Origin of the sequence: Rhizobium sp. 16-488-2b (genome assembly GCF_017741815.1) — a bacterium.
GTDB lineage: Bacteria > Pseudomonadota > Alphaproteobacteria > Rhizobiales > Rhizobiaceae > Rhizobium.
The window spans coordinates 361,175-386,206 of the sequence record NZ_JAGHMF010000034.1 but is presented as its reverse complement, the minus strand read 5'-3'; the positions used below and the strand labels follow the sequence as shown (position 1 = coordinate 386,206).

General features: G+C 57.2%; 26 protein-coding genes. 13 read left to right on the top strand and 13 right to left on the bottom strand.

The genetic code is table 11. The features are described 5' to 3' along the window. Nucleotides 1-96: 96 nt before the first annotated feature. Genes J5286_RS25250 through J5286_RS25235 form a run of 4 tightly spaced genes read right to left on the bottom strand, consistent with a single transcriptional unit; the run spans nucleotide 97 to nucleotide 3,162 of the window. The gene (locus J5286_RS25250; RefSeq protein ID WP_209192624.1) at nucleotides 97-1,479 is read right to left on the bottom strand and encodes a 4Fe-4S binding protein; all 1,383 of its coding nucleotides are present in this window, start codon (nucleotides 1,477-1,479) and stop codon (nucleotides 97-99) included. Beyond that, nucleotides 1,476-2,330, bottom strand: coding sequence for an FTR1 family iron permease (locus J5286_RS25245; RefSeq protein WP_209192622.1), 855 nt, complete (start codon nucleotides 2,328-2,330; stop codon nucleotides 1,476-1,478). Before J5286_RS25245 ends, J5286_RS25250 begins: the two co-directional genes overlap by 4 nt. After that, complete coding sequence (locus J5286_RS25240; RefSeq protein WP_153272702.1) at nucleotides 2,327-2,668, bottom strand: cupredoxin domain-containing protein; 342 nt, start codon at nucleotides 2,666-2,668, stop codon at nucleotides 2,327-2,329. The genes J5286_RS25245 and J5286_RS25240 overlap by 4 nt, the downstream gene beginning before the upstream one ends. Continuing rightward, nucleotides 2,668-3,162, bottom strand: coding sequence for an iron transporter (locus J5286_RS25235; protein WP_245206563.1), 495 nt, complete (start codon nucleotides 3,160-3,162; stop codon nucleotides 2,668-2,670). Before J5286_RS25235 ends, J5286_RS25240 begins: the two co-directional genes overlap by 1 nt. Before the next feature lie 472 nt (nucleotides 3,163-3,634). On the opposite strand from J5286_RS25235, the gene J5286_RS25230 reads away from it, so the two are divergent. Continuing rightward, on the top strand, nucleotides 3,635-4,315 hold the full coding sequence (locus J5286_RS25230) for an NnrU family protein (protein WP_209192618.1): 681 nt from the start codon (nucleotides 3,635-3,637) through the stop codon (nucleotides 4,313-4,315). Here J5286_RS25230 and J5286_RS25225 read toward each other — a convergent pair. Together J5286_RS25225 and J5286_RS25220 are read right to left on the bottom strand one after the other, a co-directional pair. Beyond that, nucleotides 4,270-4,899 (bottom strand): UbiX family flavin prenyltransferase, encoded by a 630-nt coding sequence (locus J5286_RS25225; protein WP_209192616.1) that lies wholly within the window; start codon nucleotides 4,897-4,899, stop codon nucleotides 4,270-4,272. The two genes, J5286_RS25230 and J5286_RS25225, sit on opposite strands and share 46 nt — an antisense overlap. Then, nucleotides 4,883-6,391 (bottom strand): UbiD family decarboxylase, encoded by a 1,509-nt coding sequence (locus tag J5286_RS25220; RefSeq protein WP_209192614.1) that lies wholly within the window; start codon nucleotides 6,389-6,391, stop codon nucleotides 4,883-4,885. The genes J5286_RS25225 and J5286_RS25220 overlap by 17 nt, the downstream gene beginning before the upstream one ends. Before the next feature lie 102 nt (nucleotides 6,392-6,493). On the opposite strand from J5286_RS25220, the gene ubiT reads away from it, so the two are divergent. The 5 genes from ubiT (at nucleotide 6,494) to J5286_RS25195 (ending at nucleotide 10,238) form a co-directional block, all read left to right on the top strand. Beyond that, a complete protein-coding gene (gene ubiT, locus J5286_RS25215) occupies nucleotides 6,494-7,000 on the top strand; it encodes a ubiquinone anaerobic biosynthesis accessory factor UbiT (protein ID WP_209192613.1) in 507 nt (168 codons plus the stop codon). Next, nucleotides 6,991-7,968, top strand: coding sequence for a ubiquinone anaerobic biosynthesis protein UbiU (ubiU, locus tag J5286_RS25210; protein WP_209192611.1), 978 nt, complete (start codon nucleotides 6,991-6,993; stop codon nucleotides 7,966-7,968). Before ubiT ends, ubiU begins: the two co-directional genes overlap by 10 nt. Before the next feature lie 4 nt (nucleotides 7,969-7,972). Then, the gene (ubiV, locus tag J5286_RS25205) at nucleotides 7,973-8,899 is read left to right on the top strand and encodes a ubiquinone anaerobic biosynthesis protein UbiV (RefSeq protein WP_209192608.1); all 927 of its coding nucleotides are present in this window, start codon (nucleotides 7,973-7,975) and stop codon (nucleotides 8,897-8,899) included. 745 nt (nucleotides 8,900-9,644) lie between these two features. Further along, nucleotides 9,645-9,824, top strand: coding sequence for a twin-arginine translocase TatA/TatE family subunit (locus J5286_RS25200; protein ID WP_209192605.1), 180 nt, complete (start codon nucleotides 9,645-9,647; stop codon nucleotides 9,822-9,824). Between the two features lie 84 nt (nucleotides 9,825-9,908). After that, on the top strand, nucleotides 9,909-10,238 hold the full coding sequence (locus J5286_RS25195) for a hypothetical protein (protein ID WP_209192603.1): 330 nt from the start codon (nucleotides 9,909-9,911) through the stop codon (nucleotides 10,236-10,238). A 15-nt stretch (nucleotides 10,239-10,253) separates the two neighbouring features. On the opposite strand, the gene J5286_RS25190 is transcribed toward J5286_RS25195, so the two are convergent. Further along, nucleotides 10,254-10,466, bottom strand: a complete 213-nt coding sequence (locus tag J5286_RS25190; protein ID WP_209192600.1) for a hypothetical protein — start codon at nucleotides 10,464-10,466, stop codon at nucleotides 10,254-10,256. A 65-nt stretch (nucleotides 10,467-10,531) separates the two neighbouring features. Between J5286_RS25190 and J5286_RS25185 the strand changes: the two genes are divergently transcribed. Further along, entirely contained in the window at nucleotides 10,532-11,968 is a 1,437-nt protein-coding gene (locus tag J5286_RS25185; protein ID WP_209192597.1) for a HesA/MoeB/ThiF family protein, read from the top strand. Nucleotides 11,969-12,035: 67 nt separating this feature from the next. Here the strand turns inward: J5286_RS25185 and J5286_RS25180 are convergent, their stop codons facing one another. Continuing rightward, nucleotides 12,036-12,431, bottom strand: coding sequence for an ABC transporter permease subunit (locus J5286_RS25180; protein WP_209192595.1), 396 nt, complete (start codon nucleotides 12,429-12,431; stop codon nucleotides 12,036-12,038). Between the two features lie 571 nt (nucleotides 12,432-13,002). On the opposite strand from J5286_RS25180, the gene J5286_RS25175 reads away from it, so the two are divergent. Further along, the gene (locus tag J5286_RS25175) at nucleotides 13,003-13,206 is read left to right on the top strand and encodes a hypothetical protein (RefSeq protein WP_209192592.1); all 204 of its coding nucleotides are present in this window, start codon (nucleotides 13,003-13,005) and stop codon (nucleotides 13,204-13,206) included. 75 nt (nucleotides 13,207-13,281) lie between these two features. Next, a complete protein-coding gene (locus J5286_RS25170; RefSeq protein ID WP_209192590.1) occupies nucleotides 13,282-14,931 on the top strand; it encodes a DNA cytosine methyltransferase in 1,650 nt (549 codons plus the stop codon). A gap of 375 nt (nucleotides 14,932-15,306) precedes the next feature. Here the strand turns inward: J5286_RS25170 and J5286_RS25165 are convergent, their stop codons facing one another. The 4 genes from J5286_RS25165 to J5286_RS25150 form a co-directional block, all read right to left on the bottom strand. Beyond that, nucleotides 15,307-15,750 carry a DUF6634 family protein gene (locus J5286_RS25165; RefSeq protein WP_209192587.1) on the bottom strand — a complete coding sequence of 148 codons (444 nt, stop codon included), beginning with the start codon at nucleotides 15,748-15,750 and terminating at the stop codon, nucleotides 15,307-15,309. Between the two features lie 128 nt (nucleotides 15,751-15,878). Next, nucleotides 15,879-16,232: a hypothetical protein gene (locus tag J5286_RS25160; protein WP_209192585.1), complete on the bottom strand. Its 354-nt coding sequence runs from the start codon at nucleotides 16,230-16,232 to the stop codon at nucleotides 15,879-15,881. Beyond that, the gene (locus J5286_RS25155) at nucleotides 16,229-18,154 is read right to left on the bottom strand and encodes an AAA family ATPase (protein ID WP_209192584.1); all 1,926 of its coding nucleotides are present in this window, start codon (nucleotides 18,152-18,154) and stop codon (nucleotides 16,229-16,231) included. Before J5286_RS25155 ends, J5286_RS25160 begins: the two co-directional genes overlap by 4 nt. Next, nucleotides 18,151-18,777, bottom strand: coding sequence for a hypothetical protein (locus J5286_RS25150; protein WP_245206532.1), 627 nt, complete (start codon nucleotides 18,775-18,777; stop codon nucleotides 18,151-18,153). The genes J5286_RS25155 and J5286_RS25150 overlap by 4 nt, the downstream gene beginning before the upstream one ends. Before the next feature lie 307 nt (nucleotides 18,778-19,084). Here J5286_RS25150 and J5286_RS25145 point away from each other — a divergent pair, with 307 nt between their 5' ends. From J5286_RS25145 to J5286_RS25130, 4 genes are all read left to right on the top strand, one after another. After that, on the top strand, nucleotides 19,085-19,726 hold the full coding sequence (locus J5286_RS25145) for a hypothetical protein (RefSeq protein WP_209192581.1): 642 nt from the start codon (nucleotides 19,085-19,087) through the stop codon (nucleotides 19,724-19,726). 116 nt (nucleotides 19,727-19,842) lie between these two features. Next, on the top strand, nucleotides 19,843-20,403 hold the full coding sequence (locus J5286_RS25140) for a Uma2 family endonuclease (RefSeq protein ID WP_209192579.1): 561 nt from the start codon (nucleotides 19,843-19,845) through the stop codon (nucleotides 20,401-20,403). A 662-nt stretch (nucleotides 20,404-21,065) separates the two neighbouring features. Next, complete coding sequence (locus tag J5286_RS25135) at nucleotides 21,066-21,665, top strand: type II toxin-antitoxin system VapC family toxin (protein WP_209192576.1); 600 nt, start codon at nucleotides 21,066-21,068, stop codon at nucleotides 21,663-21,665. Nucleotides 21,666-21,808: 143 nt separating this feature from the next. Beyond that, nucleotides 21,809-23,854 (top strand): DNA cytosine methyltransferase, encoded by a 2,046-nt coding sequence (locus tag J5286_RS25130; RefSeq protein ID WP_209192574.1) that lies wholly within the window; start codon nucleotides 21,809-21,811, stop codon nucleotides 23,852-23,854. Here the strand turns inward: J5286_RS25130 and J5286_RS25125 are convergent. After that, the gene (locus tag J5286_RS25125) at nucleotides 23,842-24,534 is read right to left on the bottom strand and encodes a hypothetical protein (protein WP_209192572.1); all 693 of its coding nucleotides are present in this window, start codon (nucleotides 24,532-24,534) and stop codon (nucleotides 23,842-23,844) included. The genes J5286_RS25130 and J5286_RS25125 overlap by 13 nt on opposite strands. Nucleotides 24,535-25,032: the final 498 nt, after the last annotated feature.

Sequence of the window (25,032 nt, the reverse complement as noted above, 5' to 3'; positions counted from 1 at the left end):
AGTTGCGCTGCGCGAGCCCGTCACGGTTCAATCGACGGGAAGCAACGAGTCTGGAGTGCGAAGATCAGTCGGAAAGCTCCGGCTGCCCTGAGTGGATCAGCCTCCCAAGAATATGAACAGCCAAGTTGCTGAGAACGCGGCAACAGCCATTGCAATAGGTGCTGTCGCTATAATGCGCCGTGTGAGAGACCTGCAATAGACGCTCGAAATCCTGAAGAAGAGTCCCACCGACCAAAGCCCGGCAACAACTACTAACGCTGCGCGAGCGGCATCCACGCCTGGCAGATTAATCCCGTCAGACCGGAGCTGGCTTGTCGTCAGCGCGAGAAGGCCACAAAATAGCGATGAAGTTGCGAGCGGAATCATTGCCTGGGCAAGGTGATGGACAACTTTCCTCGTCCGGCGGAGGATTGTCGTGGCCGCCACGAGCGGGAGCAGGAACAGGACAGACGACGTGAATGCTCCGAGAGCAACAAACGCCAACAGACTGACGGCATCGACTACGTTCATCACGTCGTTGACCGATGGATAGTTTGTCAGCAGCCACCAAGGAAGCCGGAGCGACAACGGCCACATAAACCCCAGCTCGACGCACCGCTCGACCAACCAAGTCCTCATGGCTTGGAACGCTCCGCTGGCTGTCCAGTGAAGGGCTGCGGGGACCAGCCCGAGAAGTATCGGTATGATGAGGATGGTGTCCCATCGAGCTGCCATTCGGCCGGATCCGAACACGATGTCCGCCGCCGGCTTGCGCCATGCGAGCCGGATCGCGCCGCGATGCCCGCTGCAGCGTCCACACATGTGGCAGGCCGAACTCGCTTGCATAGTCTTGATTGGGATGAGGGGAGCGCAGTTCACGCCGGCGACCTCCGCTGGCGACGAGCGCTTCCAGGCGTCGGGCTCGACCCGAAAATGCAAGGGGGCAACTTTCGACACGGTGCCGAAGACTCCGCTTACCGGGCATAGAAACCTGCACCAGACGCGTTTTGCTTTCCCATAGCGCGCGCCGACAACCATCGCCGCTAGCGTCGATCCGCCGAGTAAGAGCGCGGCTGGTTTGGGACACTGGTAGATGCTTGTGAGCTGGCCATAGATAGTTGTGGAAATAAAAGCCACCACCGGCCACCCGGACCATTTCATCCAGCTTGGTATCGCCCTGCCCGCGCCCCGTTCGCTTGCGAATTCCGAAAGAGCTCCTTCAGGGCAGAGCAGCCCGCACCAGAACCTACCAACCAGAGCTGTTCCCAAGATGACAAAAGGCCACCAGACACCCCAGAACACGAACTGGACAAAGCGCGCGAGGTTGTTCCAAATGTAATCGCTGGCTCCAGGCAGCGGAAGTGCTAGCGGGACAACGAGCAGCGCAACGTAGGCCGCGATCATCATCCACTGCATTCGGCGGATTCCGGACTGGTACCTTAAAAGCACGTCACCCAGCCCGCTGACGAACCTCCCGGCAAAACTTTGCGCCGTGGTCATGCAAGAGCTTTATTAGCAAGGGGCGAAGCATATGCCAGCAACGCCGTCGTCCAGTAGCCGCCCAAGGCAAGCAGGGGAAGAAGTTCAGGTCGAGCCCGGTACCCGATTAGTCCTGATATGAACGCGCCAGGCCCGGTGGCGTCGTCCAGGAGCCAACTCGTATCCCATAGGGGAGAAGTCATCGTCGAGATGAAATCAAGTGAAACTGCCTTGTCCAACGCGGTCATCAGCAGGCCGCTTCCCAAAGCCAAGAGTAAAATCTGGCTGAACGTCAAAACTGCCTTTTTGGAAAAGGCAGAGGCACCAGATCGGAACGCCACCAGGGTCAGGAGCGCCGCCCCCAGCCCTAGTGTGCCGGATCCGGCGACGAGACCTGCGCTTCCCAAGTCCGACCCGGAAAGCATCCCGAAAAGAAAGACCACAGTCTCGGCACCTTCTCTAGCGACCGCAAGTGCGGCGAGTAGGCCGAGTGCAGCCCAGTTGCCGGTCTTCCCAAGTCCCGCGGCCCGCGATTTCATGTCACTCGAAGCATGACGTGCAGAGCTTCGCATCCAGATGACCATACGGAGCATAAGCGCGGACGCCGTCGCGGCCAGGATGAGTTGAAGAACTTCTTCGCGGTCCCCGTCGAGGAAGTCGGAAGCTTCGCCCATCAAAAAGGCAAGTCCGACGGCGGTCAGCATTCCGACCGCCGCGCCGCCGGCGATCGATCTAGCTGCCCGCCGCCGGGTCTCCACGCTCTCGTGCACTGTCCAAGCTTGTAGGATGGCGATAACGAGCAGCGCTTCGAAGGATTCGCGCCACACGACAGTGGCGATCCTGAACGATTCGAGAAGGGTTGGAGACGTCATTTCGCGATGAGCCTGGCGGGTGGCATGTCGAGGTGGAAATCGTCGAAGAACGCGTAATCGCCAGCTTGCAACGAGCGAAACACGAGAAAGCTCGACGCTCCCGGAGCAAGTACCTTTTCCTTTCGAAGAGGAATGCTCTCGAATTCAATTGGCGTCGAGCCGTCATTGTATAGCTCGATCTTGAAACGCTTATCTGCCGGGACTTCAAGGATGGATGGAGATATCACGCCGTTGCTAAAATGCACGGCGAAAACGGGGTCTTCTTCCTCAGCAACCGTCGGCGATGCCAGGCAAGCAAAAAGCAATGGCAGGACGGTTAGTGGCTTGGCTGCGCTCATCAGTAGCCACCCTTCTTTCCAACCCCCGCGAAAACGAAGTCATAGTTGAGGGAAAACGACTCGGGCCAGGGGGCAACGCCGGTTTCCTTGTCGACGTGTCGACCAAAACTCATCATGCCGTGACCACCGGGATGCACGGTGATCTCGACCGCATAGCGACCGGGACCCGACAGCTTGACATTGTCACCGTAGTGCGGCCCATCACTCGCCACCATCGGTTCAAGAGCGCCGGCCTGCTCCGCGCCGTTGTCGAGGTTCTTCACCTTGTATTCAACGTGAAGGTTGGGAACCCAGTCTCCTTCTGCAAATCCGTTCGCGTTGTCACTCGTGGCATGAATGTCGGCTTCGAGATGAACGTCGGATTCTACTGCCGGTCGCATCATTCCGGGCGGGTCCATCTCGATCGGCTGCAGGTATACCGCGGACACCTCCATACCACCCGCCACCTGAGGCGCGCCGATTGGAAACTCTGCGGCATGAAGAACGAGCGGCATGGCAGCAAGTGCGGCGGGAGCAAAGCAGAGAGAGCGAATACGCAGCATGAAAGGACCCCTAAAGATGAGTTACAGCGTCATATTTAGAGACCACGATGAGTTCGTTCTTTGCGCTGGAGCAAAGACGCGTGACTGCCGCCGTCGTTCCAAGGCTAGGCCTATCTGCGATCGGGGAGCGTTTCGGAAGCTCTTGTTGGCATGAGGCGAACTCCTTCGCCCAAACGGAAGGGCCACTGAGTTGACATCCGGCCAGCGTCGTTGAACCTGCAGTTTAGGATTCTTGCTCGTGCAAACCTCCAATATTCCCCAAGCCCCTCCTTTGCTTAGTTGGAAACAAAATCCATATCGGGGGCGCAGGAACAATCGCGAGCACACGACGGTTGCTGATCCATCTCCTGCAACGCGGGATGATTGACGACGATCAAACTGCATATCTGAAGATGATGCTATTTGGAGAGCCAAGGAGTCCTCAATGATCTCGTTTTTCTCTGCCTTCGCAGTCTTCCTATTATTGCATTCGATACCGGCATTACCTGCGATCCGTGCGGGTATCATTGGCCGCCTTGGACGGCCGGCGTACTTCGTCGGCTATTCTGCAGCGTCCGTCGCCGCGCTCGTGTGGTTGTTTTCAGCCGCTCTTTCTCTCGACTACATACCGCTTTGGGATCTGCATCCTTGGCAGGCGGCCGTGACTTTCGTCTTGGCACCCTTGGGCGGTTTCCTTGTAATCGCAGGGCTCTTTAGCAGGAATCCACTGTCAGTTTCCATCCGTTCTTCCGAAGAAGTCGGCGCAGTCGCGCGAATTACAAGACACCCTGTCTTATGGGGTTTCGCGCTCTGGGCTGTCGGGCATATCGTAGCAAACGGAGATCTTCGATCCGTGCTGTTGTTCGGCGGCTTCGCCATGTTCGCTCTCGGAGCGATCCCGATGACAGAAAAGCGTGCCCGGCGACGTTTAGGTGATCGCTGGTCGGCTCTTTCCCAAGGTACGGGGATCGTCCCATTCGCCGCGCTGGCCAAGGGACAAGGCCTTTCGGTTGACGGGGCCCTGATCGTCGCTTTCGCTGTCACTGCCGCCTTGGCCTGCTGGCTCCTTCTAGGAGGTGGTCACGCGATGCTCTTCGGTGCTGACCCCATAGCAATCTTCGGCTGATCAAAGGACGCTTCGCCGTTCCATATCCGAGATTGGGCAGGCAGCGGCAAGCCAAGGAGATCGATCGCTCGAGCAGCCAGATGGTCGATAATATCCTCGACGGACTTCGGTCGATTGTAGAAGGCGGGTACTGGCGGCATCACGATGGCGCCCATCTCCGTCACGGTCGTCATGTTCCGGAGGTGGCCCAAATGAAGAGGCGTCTCGCGTGTCAGCAGCACGAGTCGACGACGCTCCTTGAGTTGGACGTCTGCGGCGCGAGCAAGAAGGTTTTCTGAAAGGCCGGTCGCGACTGCCGCGAGCGTCTTCATGGAGCATGGAGCCACGATCATCCCCAAAACGGGAAACGACCCGCTCGCGATTGCCGCCCCGATATCCTTGTCGTCATAACAGCGGTGAGCGTTGAGCAGTAGCCGTCCGTGCGCCTCCGACCCGACCTCGTGCGCCAAGGTCCGCTTTGCGGCCTCTGTCACGACGATATGCACTCTTATCCCGGCGGCCGTTAGGCGATCCACGACAGCCACGCCGAGAGAGGCGCCGCTCACTCCGACGACGACGTCGCAACCATCACCGCGCAAAAGCATGCCTCGTCCTTTCCCAAATCTCATTGGCCCGTCGCGAGAGCTCTTCAGGCATTTGAAGTTCCAGTCCCCATTCACGGTCGGTCTCCTCACCGATTTTATTCGTCGCGTCGATCCCCATCTTCGTTCCTAGTCCTGTTCTAGGAGATGCAAAGTCCAGGTAGTCGATCGGTGTATTCTCGAGAACGACAAGATCCCGCGCGGCGTCGAAGCGGGTGGAGATCGCCCATAGTACGTCTTCCCAACGGCGGACGGAGATGCCGGAATCAACAACGATCACAAGCTTTGTGTAGTTGAACTGTGGAAGCATCGACCATAGCCCCATCATCACTCTCCGAGCCTGCCCAGGATATCGCTTGTCGATCGAAACGACCGCCGCACGATAGGAGCAAGCTTCCGGCGGAAGCCAGATGTCAGTAATTTCTGGAAACTGACGTTTCGCGATCGGAACGAAGAGTTCGGTCATCGCCTCGCCGAGTACGGACGGTTCATCCGGGGGCCTCCCCGTGTACGTGGTCAGATAGACGGGAGAGCGCTTGGTGGTGATCGCACTCAACCGAACGATCGGAAAGGATTCGACCGAGTTGTAGTAGCCCGTGTGGTCCCCGTATGGCCCCTCGGGCGCGATCTCGTCCTTCGAGACGAAGCCCTCCAACACTATCTCGGCGTTCGACGGCACGCTGAGCGGGTTCGTTCTGCACCTCGTCAGTTGCGTCCTTGAACCCCGGAGTAGACCCGAGAAGTTAAGCTCGCTCATTCCTTCTGGAAGCGGAATGACGCCCGCTAGGATCGTCGCCGGATCTACCCCGATCACAACCGCCACGGGCATGTCCATGCCCTTCTGCTGCCACTGCCTGAAGTGCTTCGCGCCTCCTCGATGCGCCAGCCAGCGAACGATGAGTGATCGCTTGTCAACCAACTGCATACGGTAGATCCCGACGTTCACGTCGTCGGGATCATCAGGACTGCAGGTTACAACGAGCGGCCATGTGATCAGGGGCGCAGGCTCTCCGGGCCAGCACCACTGTATAGGGAGGCGACCAAGGTCGATCTCGTCTGCCTGAAGGAGGACTTCCTGACACGGCGCTTTCCTGGAATACCGCGGCCGCATCGACGCGGCGGCCTTCAGGAGCGGCAGCTTGCCCCACGCATCAGAAAGCGATTTCGGAGGGGTCGGACGCTGGAGTTCCGCAAGCTCTTCCGCAAGACGTGGCAACCCTCCCGGTCCCAGCCCAAAACCGAGTTCGATCCGCTCTTGCGTGCCGAAAAGATTGGCTACCACCGGAATGTTGGAGATGGCCCCCTGCGCATCGACGGGTCGTCTCAGTAGAAGCGCGGGGCCGCCTTCGTGCAAGACCTTCCTGTGAAGCGCCGTCACCTCGTGCACAAGGGAAACAGGTTCTTGCACTTCGACCAGCAGTCCTCTGTCGGCCAAATCCGACATGAAGCTCTGGAGATCGACGTGGCGTCGAATATTTTGGGTTTCTTTCAGCATCGGGCAGCAATGGCATTGCTAAACCATCGGCGTCTTTGCTCGGGAGCAAATAGCGTTGCTGCGATCGCAACTAGGATGCACCGTCCAATCCAAGAGGCCCCTATGTTCGCTCCATCTCGCTTGATGGCAACTGCAAATTTCGTTCCGCTACCAATCGCGGCTCAATTCGCCGACATCCTCCTGCAGCAAACCCTCCGCACCCACCCGAAGCTGTTTGATCGGCTCGGGGAGTATAATACGGCGCGCTTCGCATTCATCCCAAACGACTTTCCGTTCTCGTTCTGGATACGCCCATCCGATCGCGCCCTCAGGGTGATTAGGCGGGGGAGCCTGCCTATGGCTGACGCCACAATAAGCGGGCCGCTGGTATTAATGCTCGCACTGGCGGAAGGACGAGTAGACGGCGACGCAATGTTCTTCTCCCGCAAGCTCTTGGTGACCGGCGATATGGAAGCGGTCCTCGCTCTTAGAAATGCCCTTGACGACAACGAGCTGGATCTTGTTGCTTCGATGAGCAGGCTGACAGGTCCCCTTGGTGCATTGACCGCGAGGGCCTTGAATCTCGTGCGCCGGGAAGCATTCAAAAATCAAGGTGTGCAATGGAATTGATCTGCCCCGCAGGTACGCCCGCCTCATTTCGCGAAGCCGTTGATGCCGGAGCAGACGCTGTGTATTGCGGTTTTCGTGACGAGACCAACGCACGCAATTTCCCCGGTTTGAATTTCGATCTTTCCGAGTTGAAAGAGGCTATCGCCTATGCACGCGCCCGAAATGTGAAGACATTTGTGGCCCTGAACACTTTCATGACCGCCGGTAAGGAAGAGCTTTGGTATCGGCGCGCAGGAGAGGCAAGAGAGGCAGGCGCGGACGCCCTCATCGTTGCGGACTTCGGGCTTATGGCTCACGTGGCCGAAGAATATCCCGATCAACGGCTTCACATCTCAGTCCAGGCTTCCGCATCAAACCCGGATGCCTTGACGTTCCTTGCAGAAAGCTTCGGCGCGACGCGGGTAGTCCTTCCGCGAACGCTCACGATCCAGGACATCGCAAAGATAGCCCAACGTGTGATCTGCGAACTTGAGGTGTTCGTTTTCGGTGGCCTTTGCGTCATGGCCGAAGGCCGCTGCTCGCTTTCCTCCTATGCCACCGGCAAGTCTCCGAATATGAACGGCGTCTGCTCGCCCGCTAGCCACGTTCGCTACAGACAATCGGGCAATGACATGATTTCGGATCTCGGCGGCTTCACGATCAATCGATTCCAAGCGGACGAAGCAGCGGGGTACCCGACGCTCTGCAAGGGACGCTTTGAGATCTCCGACAGCAAAACCTATGCCTTTGAAGATCCCGTGTCTCTCGATGTGATGGACCAGCTTGACGAGCTGCGGTCCGCCGGGGTGAAGGCATTGAAAGTGGAAGGACGCCAGCGTGGGAAGGCCTATATCGCTGAAGTCGTTTCAACGCTAAGGGCAACCCTCAAAGCGGCTCCTGCGGACCGTTCTCTCCTCATGGCCCGTCTGCGGGCTCTCAGCGAAGGGCAGCAGACGACGCACGGTGCGTACGAGAAACGCTGGAGATAGAGGCATGATGGAACCGATTAACCTCACCCTGGGTCCGCTGCTCTATCTTTGGTCGACGGAGAAATGGCGCGATTTTTACTTTCGTATGGCAGATGAGGCTCCCGTGGAGACAGTGGTCCTCGGTGAAACCATCTGCTCAAAGAGATTGCACTTCATTGAAAGCGAGATGGCTGCCGCGGTCGAGCGCTTGGAACGGGCTGGCAAGACCGTGCGCCTCTCGACTCTTGCCTTGGTAACGCTGGATCGCGAATCGAAATATCAACAGACCGTCGCTCGCGACGAGTGCCACCTTGTAGAAGCCAATGATCTTTCCGCGCTGCAGCTTCTGAAGGGCCGTTCACACGCCATCGGGCCGTTTGTGAACGTCTACAACGGCGCGACGGCCCGCTTCCTTGCTCGAAACGGAGCGACCAATATCTGCCTGCCGCCCGAAATTCCGGCGACATCGGTTGCCGAGATCACTCGAGCGTGTTCCGGCCCAGAGTTCGAGCTATTCGCATTTGGCCGCGTTCCGCTCGCCATTTCCGCGCGTTGCGCTCATGCTCGCTCAAAAGGCAAGACCAAGGACAACTGCCAGTTTGTTTGCCAAGACGAACCTGACGGCCTTCCGGTAGGCACACTTTCGGGACAGCCATTCCTTGCTCTCAACGGGGTTCAGACCGTATCGCACTCATGCCAAGCCCTTGCCGAACCGCCGGAAAACGTCAGGTCGCTCGGCGTGTCATCCCTGAGGCTCTCGCCGCAGGACTGTGACATGGCGTTGGTAGCGGTGATTTTCGCTGACCTCTGTTGCGGCAAGATCTCCACGGAGGAGGCAGTCGCGTTGCTCCGGACCGCTTTCCCCCAAGCACCGCTCTCCAATGGCTTCCACCATGGCTCGGCTGGTGCGGAGTGGGTATCCAGACAAAGAAACTCGCAAGGACACTGGTGATGATGACCAAACGAAAGCATGCACTATCCGATGGAGGGAGAGCCCTTTCTGCGCTCCGCCAGATCAAAGCATTCACGAGAAAACCGGAACTGGATTGTGGCTGCTCCACGGTGGTCGGCGAAGTGTTGGCAAGTTTGGAGCCTTCTGAGCGGGCTTCGGTGGTTAGCGAGCTATTCTCTTCCGCGATACGTCAAAGAACGAAAGTTGCGACGCTACTCGAACTACTCCGCGAATTCGATGAACTTGGTCCAGCCACCGATATTGGCGAGCTTGAAGAAGCAGCGATGATTTTCGAAGATCTAGCCGAACAGGCCAGACTGGGTTCACAGCTACTTCGCGCATTCACCTTTAACAGACGCGACCTCCGCGGTGCTCACGGGAGCCTTGCACCCTTACCGCTAGGCGCTCGGAGATGAGATACTCGAGCGCCGCCGATATTCATGTCGACATCCTTGAACTTTTCAGCTCGGGCGCCCCCCTGAGCGGCGAGATCCAGGCCACGTTAGAAGCGCATCTCATGGAAACTCGTTCGAGCTTCCCGTTTCACTCACGTCCAGCCAGCGTCCAGCTAATACCTCAGCAGAAGACGGTGCACGAACCGCACGCACGGCCAGAAGGCGATCTTACACGTCAAAACGGTCGCGCGGGGGGCTGAAAGTCAACATCCTTCTGTTTTAATTGATCTGTCACAAACGTGGACACGCGTCCTCGTTATAACGTGGGCTTCGTTCAACAGGAGATCAACATGGGAAGCCTTAGCATATGGCATTGGGTCATAGTACTTGTCGTCGTACTGATGTTCTTCGGCAAAGGAAAGCTGCCTGAGTTAATGGGCGACCTCGCACAAGGAATAAACGCGTTCAAAAAAGGCCTGCGGGACAACGAGCCCACCGACACGGAAGATCACCGCATTGAGGGGCGTTGAGACGTCACCGCGCCAACCTTCGGGTTGATCAGAGAGATGCGTTCTGCAGCAAGGGATTGATGTGTTTGCGGGGAGAGGATGGATATGACACCTGTTGTCGTCCGAGCACGTTTCGATCGACGTGTGCAATCTGGGCACATCCTGTTTGTTCAATCTGGACGGACAGGCGAAGTGACGGTATCGCGACGCGCGCTGCTTTCAGTAGCGTCGCCGCCGTTGGCCGATGAGCCGCGACTCCTCGAATATGCCGAGACATTCTGCAGTATCGCGCTGACTCAGACGGTGCTCGACCGCAATCCAGTCGGGGAGACTTTTCTCGTGACTGCGAACGACGTCATGAATTGGCTGAGAGGATGGCGCTCCACCCGGCCGTTGGCTGTTGACGGGGCGAAACGCAGCTCTGTCCAGAATTGAAGTCCACTGGGGTGTTTACTCAACATCCAGAAAAAGAGATGTGGCAAGATAGCCAACGCCCATCGTACTTGCGAAAAGATAAACGAATAGCGACTGCGCGATCCAGCGCTCGGGGTTTGGTGGATACAATTGTGATAGGTTAATCGCCCAGACAACAACACCGGTCAAAGCGCCCAAGGCAAAGCCGATCGCTAGTCGCGTGAGCATGAACCGGATAAGCGGCGGCATAAAAACCTCCATCCTAATCCGGCAGAACGAAAGATGCTGACCGTTTTGCAATGGATGCTCGAACGATGAACACCTGCGAAATCAGAATCACCGCGCAAATGTATGAAACTTTGCATGCGCACCTGTTCCCTGGCGATCACGACGAACACGGCGCAATTCTCCATGCCGGCCTGCTCGACACGCCCGCGGGCCCCGTGCTGACCGTCCGTTCGGTTATTCTTGCTCAGGAAGGACGCGACTGGGTGCCTAGAACCCGCGGATACCGCCGCCTCGTCGCGCCCTTCATCATGAAGCAAGCTCGTTTTTGCCGTGACGAGAAGCTCGTCTATCTGGCCGTTCACAATCACGGCGGCAGCGACAGAGTGTCGTTTTCCGACGTCGATATAGAAAGCCACGAGCGCGGCTTCCCCGCTCTCCTTGATCTGGTGGAGGGCATGCCTGTGGGATCGCTCGTGTTCGCGCCCAATGCAATCGCGGGCGACATCTGGTTTCCAGGTAGAGGGCGTCTCACGGTCGACAGGATGGTCGTGGTCGGCGCAAGTCGCCGCCAGCTACGTCCTGCCCCGCTCGCCGACACGGTGACATTCGAGCAGAGATACGACCGTCAGGTCCGAATGTTTGGGGCAAATGGCCAGGCCATCCTGGGCAAGACCCGCGTCGCCATTATTGGTCTCGGAGGCGTCGGCTCGGTTCTCGCCGAACTTCTCGGGCGCCTTGGCGTTGGCGAATTCGTACTCGTCGACCCCGACCGAGTTCAGCCTAGCAACGTTCCTCGGCTCGTCGACGCAACGGGCCTGGACGCGATGTCATGGCTGACTGCGGATGGCCGCCCAGGTTGGATGCGCGCTCTCGGGAGTTGGCTCGCAACTCGTAAGATTGATCTGGCTCGTCGCGTGATCTTGAAGGCAAACAGCGCAGCGCGCATCGAGCTCCACTTCACCTCGATGGAGCAGACGGCGGTGGCCGAAGCACTGAAGACTTGCGACTACGTTTTTCTGGCGGCGGACGGCCACCGTGCACGACGTCTGTTCAACGCGCTGGTTCATCAATACCTGGTGCCCGGCGTTCAACTCGGCAGCCGCATCCATGCCGAAGAAAAGACCGGAGCGATCGAAAACGTCCACACCACGTCGCGTATCGTGCGACCCGATTGCGGCTGCCTTCTTTGTAATCAGGCGATTGATCGGGTGAAGCTTCGTGAAGAAAGCGTGCCTTCGGCGGTGCGTAGGTTGGAGCGCTACGTCGATGCTCACGACGCAGCCGCGCCAAGTGTGATAACGCTCAATGCACTTAGCGCCTCTCAGGCGGCCAACGATTTCCTCTTCTACATCACGGGCATGACGATGGAGGAAGCGTTCCAAGGAACGGTCCAGGGCCGGCCTCTCGAGCGACGAGTTCGCTTCGTCACCCCGAGGAAGGACGCGAACTGCCTAGACTGCGGCATGGCCAAGGACTCGCGCTTCGCGAGGGGCAATGGCGCGCCACGCCCTATGATCGATTAAAGATTCAACTAGCCGTGCAGCTCTCCAGCCGAGAAACGCCGCCGCCGATGTGAGGCGGCGTTTTGCATCACGCCTTGCCGATTTTAATCCTGCCGCTGACCTCGGTGCGGCAAACGAAGGAAACGCCCAAGAGTACGCAGACCATAGCGATCTGCAGCACCGACACTGCAGCTATCGTAGGTTCGATCTGGTTGAGCATATCATCGAATGTTTTCTTTGGAAGCGTCGGCTCCGTGCCAGCGAGGAACATCGTCACGACGAGCTCATCAAACGAGATGATGAAGGCTAGAAACGCCCCTGGAGGATACTGGGAAGAACGAGTGGGAAGGTAATGTGCTGAAAAGCTCCCAACCGCTTGCGCCCAGCCCCCTGGTCGCGAGCAGCAAGTTTCTATCGAGTTCACGCATTGCCGCCACAGCACGATGGAAACATAGGCTATCCGGATTTCGATGTGGATTGGCAAATGACTGTCTCGCCCTCGGTCGGCTACGAGTTCTCCTTTTAGTTGCCGCCTCATTTTCGCCGGCGGTTGACGCCGCGAAGGATTCGACTGGACCATTGGAACATCGAAACAATGATGTTCCCGCCTTGCAAGCCATCTCCATTCCATACCGATGCTCTGACGAAGAGGCCGCGCTCCTGCGGGAGATGCGTCGTGTCTTTAGCGCAGCGGTTCGCACGGCGTACGCAAGTGCCAGGGACGGACACGGTGTTTCGCGAAAGCAAGAGGATCTACGCAATCTAGTAAAGAGCCGGTTCGCGGGCGGCATTGTCGACGCCTGGATCCTTCACTGCGCGACGCTTGAAGGAATGGACCTGCGCAAGGCTCGCCCCGATGGCAACATGATCTTCGCCTACGACCGAAACGATCGCGTCGTTCAGCGCCGCCTTTGGTGCCGCTAATCACAAATTACATCGTTGAAAGCGGTCAACGTATCGATGTCAAATTCCCAATTTTGGTCAAATTCGAACGATCCGATTACCGGCCCTGAAAGAACCAACGTTGTATCGATGTCCCGAAAGGGGACACTCGCATGGCCGACAATGACATTAAGGCAAATGCTCTTGCCGGTGCGCGATCGCGCATTATCGCCCTGCAGGAGCAGATGACCAACAAGATACTTCAGATGGCGGCCGAGATCGAGAAGCTCACGGACACCTTGCCCTCAGCGGAAGCAAAAGCCTTCCTTAAGACTCGCTGCAACCTGCCCGCGTCGGAGCTATCGACGTATTTATGATTCGCGGAAACCTTGAAGGGACAGGAGGGCGTCCTAGAAAGAGCTCGCGCTTCCTGGCCGGTCGTGAAGGCACTCGTGACGGCAGGCGCCGATACAAGGCGAGAGGTGCTTGAGCGGATGGAGATCGGTGCGCATATCGACACCAAGGACATTTCCCTGATCCGAAGAAGGTTGGCTGCGGCAAAGCTGACGCCTGCCGAGGCTCTAACGGCTGAAAACAAGAAGATCGTCGCGGCGGCCGCCCGCAAGCATGCGAAGCAGGCTGTCCTTTCCTTCGAGGAGAAGATGTCGTCGTTCGTCTTCGACCTGCGCCAACATTTTCGCAAAGGAAAGGCCGACCTCGTGCTAATGCAGGAAGGTCTTCGGCATCAGGCCGGGTCGCTTCTGATAGAGTTCGAATCCTTGTTCGGCGGCGAGCAGCCCGCTCTGACCTCTCTGCGGCCGATGTCATCAAAATATCGGATCGCGCACGCGCACAAGGTGTTGCGTGACATCGTATCCGGGAAGATCGGAAAGATCGGTGCGATAGAGACAAGCGCGCTCCAGTCGGTGTCCGGCCAGGCTCGTGTATCCTTTGACGGTCGCCGCCGGAAGCCACTCGCCGAACTACCTTCCACCTTCCTCCGCCCGCGTGTCATCGAGCTTTGCGCAGGTGGCGGCGGTCTTGCACTCGGGCTGGAACGCGCAGGATTCGACCATGTCGCCCTCATCGAACTCGACAAGACCGCCGTCGCGACACTGAAGGCGAACCGTCCGGGATGGCCTGTGATCGCGGAAGACATCCGAAAAGTGGATTTCACGCAGTACAAAGAGCAGCGGATCGACCTCCTGACAGGCGGCCTTCCATGCACGCCATACAGCACGGTGGGCAAGCGGAGGGGAAAAGATGATGAAAACGATATGCTGACTGAAGGCGTTCGAGCGGTGAAGGAAGTCGAGCCCAAAGCTTTCGTCTTCGAGAACGTCGAAGGACTTCTCCATTCAAAGCACTCGGATTACGTCGCGACCCTTCTGCGAAAGTTCTCCAAGCTGGGCTACGTGACGGAAATCCATCGTATCAATACGCGTGATTACGGCCTCGCCCAAGATCGATCACGCATCATGATTATCGGCTTCCGGAAAGATTTAGCAGGCGTCTTCCGCATGCCGCCAAAGTTTCCGGGGTTGGCGACGAACATGGGCGACGTCCTGCGGGATCTGATGGCGGAAAACGGATGGACCGGCGCGGAAGACTGGGCCCGCATGATGCGCGAGCGCCCTGAATTCGACCGGTTTGGGAATGCGCTGGGGATTGGAGCACTGTCGGATACCATTCGAGGCTATCAGGGTAGCCCGAAACAAGGCGAAGCTAGGCGCGCGGGGGAAAATGGCGTTTCCTACGCACCTCCGGCGAAGAGAGCGCCAACCAACCAGGAGGCCGCCAAGGAGGGCTTCTTGCCGAGCCTCACGAACCGCATGCGTGCACGGCTCCAAGGTTTTCCAGACGATTGGGAATTCGTCGGCGGCATTGGCTCAGTTGCAAACCAAATCGGGAATGCCGTTGCCCCGGCAGTCGGGACTGCGATGGGGTTGGCATTGATGTCAGCCTTGAAGGAGTGGGAGATCGACTGGGAGGCATTGATGGGTCGGTCCCGCTATTGCGAGCGGCTACCCGTGGACGCCCCATCGATTGACTGGAACCCACCTGAACACAAAAAACAGTACGATCTGGAAGGTGCAAAATGACAGAGGAAGAGGGCCGCGATCGGCTACGACAAATAATCTAGGCGGCGGCTTCGTTCTCTGGCGCATTCTTTGACACGCGCTGAGATGCCGGCAAATGCAGTACGGTGTTCCAAGCTTGCCGAAGAGAAGATTCGCCGGCATCGATCGACGAAATCGGCAAACGCTCGCTGCGTGCCGGTTTCCTCGACACGATGAATGGAGCGGAGCAGAATCTCGTTCCATTCATCCTTCCGGAAGGTGGGCCGCTGATACATATTGCCCTGCATCGCTTTTAAGCACCATGATCCGACGAAGCCACGCCGGCTTCAAGTGACGTCCGAGGGAGATGCTCACAAGCTCGATCGGGGGCAAGGTCTCGTTGCGCGGCATGTTAGGTTAGCGACTACTCATCGACGGCAACCGCGCCTTCTCTTCACGGTACGCGTTGACCATGCGAACCAGCTTTCGCTCGCGAAACAGCTTTTCCTTGCCCAAGAACGCAATCATCTCCTCGATGTCGTCTCCGCCTCCCGGTGCGATCTCGAAGGCTACTTGGCGCCGCTGCCGGATCTTTTGTGCCCAATATCGAAGTTCGCGTTCGGCAGGAGGATACCAGGCGCCGAGGCGATAGACACGACTCTCGGTCTTCGCCCAGGTCGGCGGTTCGTTGGGATCAATCGCAATTAAGGTAGAGGTGTGCCCGTGATCACCGTCAGCGATCTCGGGGTGGCCGACAAACCAGCCGTAGAGCCACGGCTTTTGATCGGATGGTCGCTCGAACAGCCATCCGATCAAGGTCGGCGCGTTCTCCAGCTCCGCTTCGGATGGCGTGTTTGTCATATCTGCAACCCCACTTCCTCGGCCTATTGGTATAGAGCACTGAAAATTCGGCAAGCGATAGAAGAGTCTTACGAAGCCAAAATGTTCTGGCGAACTTGGAAAACTTGGCAGGTAAGCGTCGAGCTTGTTCATGAGGACGGCTTTGGGGGAGGTCTGATCCCCCGGCTGGAAGAGACTTTCCGTCGAGGCCGCCGGGTGACACCGGCGTCCTCCATAACCTCTTTCAACGTCGGGCCAGGTTCGACGATCGCTTCCACAAGATCGTCAAGGCCGATGAGGCAAACGAATCCGACTTCCGTCTCGACGATTGCCGGCCGCCCTTCCGACGCGGCCTTTGTCAAAAGAAAGAGGCTTCGCCGGGCCTCGCGAAGCTTGAGCGGAAACCCCGCGATTTCGAGGATCGCGGCGGCGACTGCCGGACGGGCTTCCGCCGACGGCCTCTCCTTTAAAGTTCGGATGATCATTCTCCAGGGCAGCCTCATCTTGAGCGCTCCGTGGACGGACGCCGGCTTTTTGATTTTGGCAGGCGAACTTTACCCGCCGCCGCGATGATACTGGCCACCTCGGCACCCTCGATATGACCACGCTTATCCAAGGCATCCGCGAGCGCCTCGATTGCCGAGCGCTGCTGCCTGACGATTTCCCGGCTCCGCTTCATCTCACGGACAAGAACTCGCTCCACCCTGGCCGCGATGTCTGGATTTACTCGGCGAAGTCGGTCTCTGAGCTGAGGATTGCTGACGTCGAAATACGCGAGCCCCTCGCCCATACCCATTAACACCTCCAACTCTGTCGCGATGTCCGTGGCAATATGAAGGTCCGATCCTGGACGCCCTCCAGCACCTTCGTATGCCGTCCCCAGAAACTCCTCTTCGGCCGCCCTCCCTGCCAGAAAGAATGCGATGCGATTTAGATGGAACTGACGATCAGCATCGTGGTCTTCCCGCGCGGCAAGATGCGCGAAGCCGAACGGCTGTGACTCCCGTGCCTCGTCCAAGACAACAACACATTCCAACGGCCCAAGGCCCAAGGAAATGGCGACCACTGCATGGGCGGCTTCATGCAGCGCAACCTTTCTTCGTCGGAAGCCATGCACCTTCGTCGCCGGCGGCAACGCGCGCATCACCATTTCAACGTCAATTTCAGACTTCGCTCTCCGCGCCTCGCGCCTCACCTGACGTCCCGCCCGTTCGAACGCGGCACCGGTGAACCCCGCCGTGGCTGCGACGATCCTTTTCAAATCTGTCGGGGACAGTTGCTGATCGAAATAGATGCGCGCGAGATGCTCCCTTTCGGCGAAGTCAGGCAATCCAATCTTCAGATGACGATCCAAGCGTCCCGGCCGCAGGAGTGCCGGATCGATAGCCTCGGGATGGTTTGTTGCACCAAGGACCACCACGCCCTCGAGTTTCGTGTGACCATCCATCAGCTCCAGCAACAGATTCACGCACTGGGTCCAATAGAGCTTATGCTCGCCTTCTCCTAGACGGGACCGGTCGCCGATCGCGTCTAACTCGTCGAGGAACAAGATCGATGGCCTGTTGGCGATAGCCTCTTCGAATGCCCTGCGCATTGCCACCAAAGTATCGCTCAAATACCCTGCGGACTGCCACCGAGCTGCGGAAGTCGCCACGAGATGAGCTCCGCACGATCTCGCAAGCGCGCCGGCAAACATAGTCTTTCCGGTGCCCGGCGGACCGCTCAACAGAAGACCGCGGTCAACGTCGCTCCATGAAAGCCGCCCATCTTCCCACTCACGCAGATCTTGGGCCAGCGAAAGTCCCCATGTTTTGGCCTCGCCATAGCCGACAAGGTCTTCCAAACGCGGTTGGTGCTCCTCAGCCAAGGACACCGAGGCAGGCTTCGCCTCCCCTAAGCGCCGAAGAACATCACTCACGGGACGGCCGCGCCTCATTGCCGCGAACACTGACGGCAACGGATACTGCAAAATCGCCTTCGCGTCCGCGAGTTCAACAACTTGCGCCGATACCATCTTCGCAGCGACAACCAGGTGACAAGGCCTCACGGGCTCCACATTGATGACGCCGTCGGATGCAAGCTCAAACGCAGACGGGAGATCATGGCCGGGCGGCCAGATGATCAAGAACGAACCTGTATGATCCACCGCATCTTTTACAAGATCGACATTGAGCTGGCCTCTCCGATCGATCTTGGGCCAGACCACGTCGAAGTTGCACAGACTAAGATTGTCGGCGACGAGAATTCGCGCCGCCTTTTGGTACTCCGTGAAGACTGCGTCCGCGGGAAGGCGGAGGGTGATCACATGCTGACGGTGGGGGACGGCCCGGAAACCGCCGCCGAGCCGGATAGCGCTCTTGAGAGCGAACCCGTAAGCAACGCGCTCGATGGTGCGATGTCCGTAATCCGAATTGCGAGGTGTCATCTCGCACCTCCCGAAGCGAAACGACGGATCATCGTTTCTGGGCCGAGCATGCGCTCGTCGAGATCTGCCGAGATCATCCGATTGAGAAGCATCCATGAGATGCCCGTCATTGGTTGCACTTCACGAAAAACGTGCATGCATTCGCCGATACTGACGGAACCCGCCTCCTCCAGCGCCGCGAGCAACTTCATCCTATCATTCAATGGCGTTCGGTAGTTCGCGTAGCGCAAAATATCCTTTGCGTTCGCAAGCCGGAATCCGGTTTCGATTTCCTCCCGCGGCACGAACCGGTGATAGAGCTGATTACAGGCAGCGCCTTCAGCGACCGAAGCGTCGCCCTCGTCCTCGCAGACGTCGAGGAAGAACCGCTTGCCATTCTCGTAGTCGACCATAAAGTCGGGCACGTGGATGCCGTCGATGGTTGAAAACTGGACCGGAAGGCAGAGCCACGCGACGACCTGATCATCGACGTCCAGCAGGCAACCAAGATCCCGCGCCAATTGGCTCCTGAACATATGGTCGCCAGTGCACCTTACAGTGCCAAGCGGATAGAATTTTTGTGAGGAAGCATGCTTGTACGCAGCATAGAGCGCCTGCGGCATTTCAAAATGCGATTGGCTCATGACGATACCCGAAACAACAATGGATCCTTGCCGCGATCAAGCGGCGCGCAGGATTCAACGTATTCGGCGTATTCGTAGGAGCTTTTTCATCATGGTGAACAAAATACGAACAAAATCTTCGGCGTCAATTGGAATTTTCGATGCCTGAGATAATTGTCGAGATATGAGGTGGATCGCAAACCAATGCGCAGTGGGGCTTTTGCCTTGAACGCGTATCGCTGGCGTGCTGAATGGGCGCAGTACGTCGAGCAATCTGGCGTGACCTTGTGCAACTAACTTGCGCATCGCAGCGCTGGAGAGGATCCATTTGGATGCGACATTCGACACGCTCGACCTTGAGAAACGCCTCTCTAGGATTGAGTGCGTTGCGAGAGAACTATCTCAAATGCCGAAGGACTTCCTGGGCCCCGTAGGTGCAACCATTGCCGACGTGGAATGGTACGCGCTCGGAGCGATAAAGAAGACAGCATCGCTGAGCCATGCCTTTTGCACCCTTGTGAGGGCCAAGAACACGCTAGCTGCCGCCGCACTCGTCAGGCTTCAACTCGACACAGCAATGCGGATATTTGGTTTGACGCTGGTTGACGACGTCGAAGCAGCGGGCACTTGGCTGATGACAGACCAGAGCTATCGCAAGCTGCGGTCTCGCGAGAATGAGCCCCTGACGGACGCTTTCCTTCATCGCAAGCTCAACGAGCGATACCCCGGCTTGACCGAGGCATACGAGGATGGCTCGGCATTTGTGCATCTTTCCGGGCTCCACATCAAAACTAGCCTGTGGTCTCGCCCGGACACCCCAACACTCTTTTTCGACTTGCTTGGAACGGATGACTCCCGCCCCGACGAATGGTTCTTCGAATTAATTGACTCGTTCGACCAAGCCACCAACCTGGCCGCAGAACTGGTAGCCGCGTTCATCAAGGGCCGTCGCGCCGTACGGAGAGTTTAACTCGGTAGAGGTAATGGTCCACGCGTACTCTCCCGCATTGAAGCGACGTACCGTAAGTTGACCTCTTCGCTCCCGCTCCCTAAGTATCAGCTCTGCTGACAAGAGTAGGTAGTCTGATGCCACACCCCGCAGCGAGCCAATTTTCCGAAGAAGAATTCTTTCATTTCGTTCAGTCACGGGACGAGAGGTGGGAACTGATCAAGGGCGAGGCCATCGTGATGGCCGTCACTACCCAACGGCATCGGGATATTGCGGCAAACGTCCTGACTTCGCTTCATACCCAACTCCGCGATAAGAGATGTCGTCCGACTGTTGCGAATACGGCGATATCCATCTCTCCCGGAACGGTTCGATATCCGGATTCGGTCGTGGACTGTGGCGGCCGTGTCGATCAGTGCATGTCGGCGGCCGAGCCCACGGTGGTCATTGACGTTTTGTCGCCATTCACATGTGATTTCGACTCTCACCGAAAGGTTCTGGAATACAGGTCGAAGGTAGAGATCGCCTCCATTCTTCTCATTGACGCAACAAATGCATGCGTCTTGCTCCATTACCGTGCGGCTCAAGGTTGGAGCGAGGGAATTTACGGCAACCTCGACGACGTGATCAGCCTTCCTGAGATCGGCGCTAGGCTCGCTCTGAGCGACATATATTCTGGACTGGAATTTGCGCCGTAGGTTGTGGGAACCGATCGTCGCAATATCTCTCGTTCGCCCACCGTCGCTAACGGAGACGTCTGAAGCAATGTGGTCCCATTCCCAGTACAGCCGTTGGCGTACCTAGGCTCGCCTGCAACTCCAATTGACGGATTGTCCGAACGCATTCGATCGATCGCCTGATCCAGTTGGCGCTTCGATTGACCCTTGTCATCGCACGTACCCACTTCGGAGACGATACCAAGAGTGCCGGCAATCAATGCTAAAATGATGACAGTGCGGCCCCGACTTCGAAGAAAATTACCTGACCGGTCGGTCGGTCGAAGAATTCGTCGGTGACCTCATTGACGGATGAAACCGATTTCATGCTTAACGAATCCTTACCGTATCGCGCCAAAAATTAGCTGCTACGGCCGCCGAGCAAGGAAGTCGGTCGCGTCACCCTTGGTACGATCAAGCCTCACTCGAAGCTCATAAATACCTGTATCATGCTGAATTTCTTGAGGTCCAACGCTTCTGGCCGCATCAAGCAGTCGCTCGAAGTCTCCTTGCGCGTCTTTAGCGGTCCAGATTTTCCGAGGTTCCATCGAGCATCTCCAAGGACTCAATTCATTAAACACTTAGCAAATGCAGACGCCTTAGCCTAGGTCCATATCGATCGACCCACGCGAGACCCGGAAATCATGGGCGCAGTCATTCTCGATACCAACGTTGTCAGCATCGCGCACCTACCCGAACCGCCCGCCTGGATAATCAGTTGGTTCCGGCGTCTAGGGCCGGAAGCCGTCGCCACATCATGGGTCACGGTATACGAAATCGAGTACGGCATCCGAATGTGCGAACGCTCGAACCCCGAGACAGCGAGTTTCGTCCTGAACTGGTTCGAAAAGTTCTTGAACAAGCGCATGCATTTCCTCGAAATGAACTTGCAAGCTTCGCGAATACTCGGGGAGATGGCCGCTTGTTCGCACCTTCGGCAATTGTTCGAAACACAGCCCCGCATAAATAAGTGGGGCCAAGAGCTGAAGAACGAGACGATCAAACTCGGCGCGGACGCGATGATCGCCGCGATGTCTATCGCCTATGGCCTACCAATTGCTTCGATGAACGTGAAGGATTTTGTGCTCATCGATCGCCATTTTCCATTGCCCGGACTCTACAACCCACAACTAGACGAGTGGGTGCTTGGACCTCCGATTGGTTGGGGAATGAACAACAATGCGAACGACGATCATACTGTAGGTCAAACGGATGAACTCGTCGCGACATCGGTCAAAGCGTAAAGCCCGTGACCATGCCTGGACTTCATGAGGTCGATGGTATCGGCCCTGGAACACGTAAGAGTGCGATCCCTACAACTTGAACGTTCCAATTGGGAGAAGCGCAACACCCATTCGTTAGATCCGGTCGAGAAATGGAGACCGAGATGGAAAACGAAGCACAGCAAGATGTCATTCCAGCAGATGCAGTACCCTTGGCAGCGTCTCGGTCCAACCAGACGGAAGGAAGGCGAGCGCTGCTTCAGCACCGCAGTAACCAGTCGCGGCTCATCATTAAAAGTGGCGCAATCGTCGACGCTATCCGTCTATCCAACGGCTGGTCGGACGACGAGACGTCAAGCTGGCTTCAACGCGAAATCGGCATGTCGCCCATTGAGGCATCTACCATCACCCTTTTCCAGAGAACACTCGGCGATAAAGTCGAGTTGATCGGAAACAAACGGGTGCAGCAGTCGACAATCGAAAGGCTTGCGCATAGCGACAACGATACACGAACTGAATTCTTTCAACGCCTCGCATTAGGTGCGGCCGTAGACGGTGACTTCGTTTCCGCGCTGATCCAAAAGAACGCGCAGATGAACCTCCCAACTGAGGACGCCGCCAAGGCCCGCCGTCAGAATGCCATTGAATCGGCAGGCGCAAATCTAGCGGCGACATTGGTGGAGTCACTGCCTGCAAAGGCCGCCGACCTTCTCGAGTTGTTCGACAAGGTCGAGAGCTACGTTTGGCCTAAAGATATTGAGGATCTGCAAGGCGAAGCGCTGGACCTCTCGCCGGTCCGTTCCTGCGCCGTCGAGCTCGGCAAAATCTTCGAGCTTCTTTTTGGTAGCACCCATGCCCATATCGAAGGCCTAATTGATCTTTCGCTCAAAAATGACCTCGAAGCGTCCCTTGCATTCGCGTGGTACGCTATTGGGAAACTCGGCTCCGGTGAGTTCCATCGCCACGAAATCGAGCGAAGCAGTGCTAGCTTAGCTAGTCTTCGGCCAGCGATCGAGTTCCTGGCCGGTCATCGCGCTGTCGCTGTGCCGCTCACGACCAACAGGACGCTTTTGCCGTTCGCTCTCAGCACGCTCTCGTTCGTCGATTTCGGTGCGGGCATCGGCGTCACTGCGATAAGCCTCCAAAATGCAGGGTTCGAGCCCGCAGCGCTTTATGAAAGCTGGATTCCTCAAACGATGCAGGACAACAGGTCGGATTGGCCTGTCGGGGAAAAGCCCTCACGAAAACAGCTAGAGCTTCTTCGAGCAAAGAACATAGACCTTCTGACCGCGGGCTCAGCGTGGAAGCCATTCAGCAGCGAAGACGGACATGGGTATGATGTTTTCCGTCAAGCTTTGGAGCTGACTGAATCAGTCCGACCCAGGACATTCTTTTTCGAAGTTGAAGCGAGCATGATCGAACGTGGGTCGGAGAGATGCCGAAGCATAGTTCAGACTGGCTTCGGCGGGCATGGATACGAGATCGAGTGGCACACGCTAAGTGCTTCAAACTTCGGGCTCGCACAGGAAAGGGAGATTAGCATTCTTGTGGGGGCCCAAAGTGGGATCGCGAGACCAGCGATCCCCGTATTCGTGAACCCACCGCAGCTTTTCTTACCGGACGTTATTGGCGATCTTATCGAGGCAAAGGCCATTTACGATTACGGCGATGACCTGGGTATCGAGCTTTATCGGCAGTGGCGAGAGCTGTGCGACGACAAACGTGCGCCGCCCTTCTTTGACGAGCGTAAAGACAAGAATACCGCGGCATGGGCTGAGCTTGGGATCGATTTCTCTTATGAAGCTAGCCCGCAGCCCAAAGCCATGTTTCCACTCACCATTGACATGATGAAAAGGATACAAGGCTTCCCGCAAGGCTGGACTGTTGACGGCCGCAAGGAAATTCAGGAATTCGCCATTACGTCGTCCATTCCGCCAGTCGTGGTCAAAGTGTTAGGCTTGTCTATCCATTCGGCCCTGACGGGAGAGGAGTTCGATACTCGCGCAGCCCTCGATAAGCCGCTACGCGTTAAAAGGCCGGTCAAACAAGTATTCGTTCAAAGAAAGTATGGCAAACCGACCCCATCCAGTCCGGCACGCACCGGAAGGGCTATCCGTCGCCCTCATCCTGTGGATCAATTGAGATGGGATTGGACGAGGGTATTTGGTTCACCAGAAGACGACGGAGTTTACGTTGATTATGGCGAATAATCCGATCCACTGCACATAAGGTCAAACTGGACCTCTCCAAGCTGCCAGCTCACCATCGAGTCGACGGCGCGAATATCGCGCGAGGGCACCTCTCGCGACGGCACGCCGTCAACATATAGGACTGCCTTGGACGCTTCGACGGGGTAGAAAAGAACAAACTCGTGATCTCCCAGTTCGAATGACAGGGATTCACCGGTTTCATCTCGATAGAGATCGACATCCTCGATCGACGCCTCGTCGAATGTCTGACTGAGCAATTTCCAAGCGTCGACCATCGCCTCGCTGTTAGGGATACTGAGCATGTCTTTGCCATATGGGCGGAGCTCGTGCTGGCGGAGGCATTTAGCGAATTCGTTGATTACGGCTTCACTGGAGCCGGAAATTGGAACGATCGTACGTCCAGCACCCTGATGAGCGACCCATCCATTCGTTCCGATCGGAAACACCGCAAACTCATCAATGCCAAGGTGCGCGTCTTCCCAGTCCGCTTCAACTTTTCCAGTAAGTTCTTCGAACGGGAACATGATGGTGACCGGCGAACGCCAGTCTTCATCTCCGGCTTGACGGTACGACAGACGGTAGTAGGGCCCACGAACGTCTCGGTGCGGTTCCAATCCTAGCACCTTTGCAAGCGGCTCCAGTCGCTGTTCGATTTCGCTGAACATGTTCTCGATATACATCCTGCAGTCCTTGCACGGCGTTGATTGCGTCATGCGAGGAGCATCGGATCAACGTTTGCATACGACAAACGAGTTCGACAATCGGGCGGTCATTGAGAAGTAAGGTCCGAAAAGGTTTCTATTGAGCCCGATCGCGCGGCATTTGCCGGTCTCAGTCCTGCCTAACGCCCAAGGACTGTCGCGTTAACCATAGTTAAAACTTTATTAAAGTGCCGAGATTGACGTCCGCTAACATCGGCGTCCTTATATGCGCAGGTTCTTCAACACACGGATCCTTCCGATGAAGATAGCGCGAATACGTAGCCCGCTTCGGGCAATAGGCTCATCGGCCATCTAGCCGCGCCCTCGCGCGCTAGCGCCGTTCGCCTCACGCCCAGACGGGCAACCAACTCCCTTTGCAAGACTTACCAGCTTTCGAACGTGAACAAATCGGGAAAGCAAAAGGACTCGCCGGAAGTGTCTTCGCGGATCCGGAGCTGAAAACCACACAGGATTCCC

Coding starts and splice junctions, on each gene's coding strand:
- J5286_RS25190 (WP_209192600.1), bottom strand. CDS start 10,466: ATGCCGCCGCTTATCCGGTTCATGCTCACGCGACTAGCGATCGGCTTT.
- ubiU (WP_209192611.1), top strand. CDS start 6,991: ATGGAATTGATCTGCCCCGCAGGTACGCCCGCCTCATTTCGCGAAGCC.
- J5286_RS25130 (WP_209192574.1), top strand. CDS start 21,809: ATGGAAAACGAAGCACAGCAAGATGTCATTCCAGCAGATGCAGTACCC.
- J5286_RS25165 (WP_209192587.1), bottom strand. CDS start 15,750: ATGACAAACACGCCATCCGAAGCGGAGCTGGAGAACGCGCCGACCTTG.
- J5286_RS25125 (WP_209192572.1), bottom strand. CDS start 24,534: ATGTATATCGAGAACATGTTCAGCGAAATCGAACAGCGACTGGAGCCG.
- J5286_RS25240 (WP_153272702.1), bottom strand. CDS start 2,668: ATGAGCGCAGCCAAGCCACTAACCGTCCTGCCATTGCTTTTTGCTTGC.
- J5286_RS25235 (WP_245206563.1), bottom strand. CDS start 3,162: ATGCCGCTCGTTCTTCATGCCGCAGAGTTTCCAATCGGCGCGCCTCAG.
- J5286_RS25155 (WP_209192584.1), bottom strand. CDS start 18,154: ATGACACCTCGCAATTCGGATTACGGACATCGCACCATCGAGCGCGTT.
- J5286_RS25220 (WP_209192614.1), bottom strand. CDS start 6,391: ATGCTGAAAGAAACCCAAAATATTCGACGCCACGTCGATCTCCAGAGC.
- J5286_RS25185 (WP_209192597.1), top strand. CDS start 10,532: ATGAACACCTGCGAAATCAGAATCACCGCGCAAATGTATGAAACTTTG.
- J5286_RS25135 (WP_209192576.1), top strand. CDS start 21,066: ATGGGCGCAGTCATTCTCGATACCAACGTTGTCAGCATCGCGCACCTA.
- J5286_RS25175 (WP_209192592.1), top strand. CDS start 13,003: ATGGCCGACAATGACATTAAGGCAAATGCTCTTGCCGGTGCGCGATCG.
- J5286_RS25245 (WP_209192622.1), bottom strand. CDS start 2,330: ATGACGTCTCCAACCCTTCTCGAATCGTTCAGGATCGCCACTGTCGTG.
- J5286_RS25140 (WP_209192579.1), top strand. CDS start 19,843: ATGCCACACCCCGCAGCGAGCCAATTTTCCGAAGAAGAATTCTTTCAT.
- J5286_RS25200 (WP_209192605.1), top strand. CDS start 9,645: ATGGGAAGCCTTAGCATATGGCATTGGGTCATAGTACTTGTCGTCGTA.
- ubiV (WP_209192608.1), top strand. CDS start 7,973: ATGATGGAACCGATTAACCTCACCCTGGGTCCGCTGCTCTATCTTTGG.
- J5286_RS25250 (WP_209192624.1), bottom strand. CDS start 1,479: ATGACCACGGCGCAAAGTTTTGCCGGGAGGTTCGTCAGCGGGCTGGGT.
- J5286_RS25230 (WP_209192618.1), top strand. CDS start 3,635: ATGATCTCGTTTTTCTCTGCCTTCGCAGTCTTCCTATTATTGCATTCG.
- J5286_RS25160 (WP_209192585.1), bottom strand. CDS start 16,232: ATGAGGCTGCCCTGGAGAATGATCATCCGAACTTTAAAGGAGAGGCCG.
- J5286_RS25195 (WP_209192603.1), top strand. CDS start 9,909: ATGACACCTGTTGTCGTCCGAGCACGTTTCGATCGACGTGTGCAATCT.
- J5286_RS25225 (WP_209192616.1), bottom strand. CDS start 4,899: ATGCTTTTGCGCGGTGATGGTTGCGACGTCGTCGTCGGAGTGAGCGGC.
- ubiT (WP_209192613.1), top strand. CDS start 6,494: ATGTTCGCTCCATCTCGCTTGATGGCAACTGCAAATTTCGTTCCGCTA.
- J5286_RS25150 (WP_245206532.1), bottom strand. CDS start 18,777: ATGAGCCAATCGCATTTTGAAATGCCGCAGGCGCTCTATGCTGCGTAC.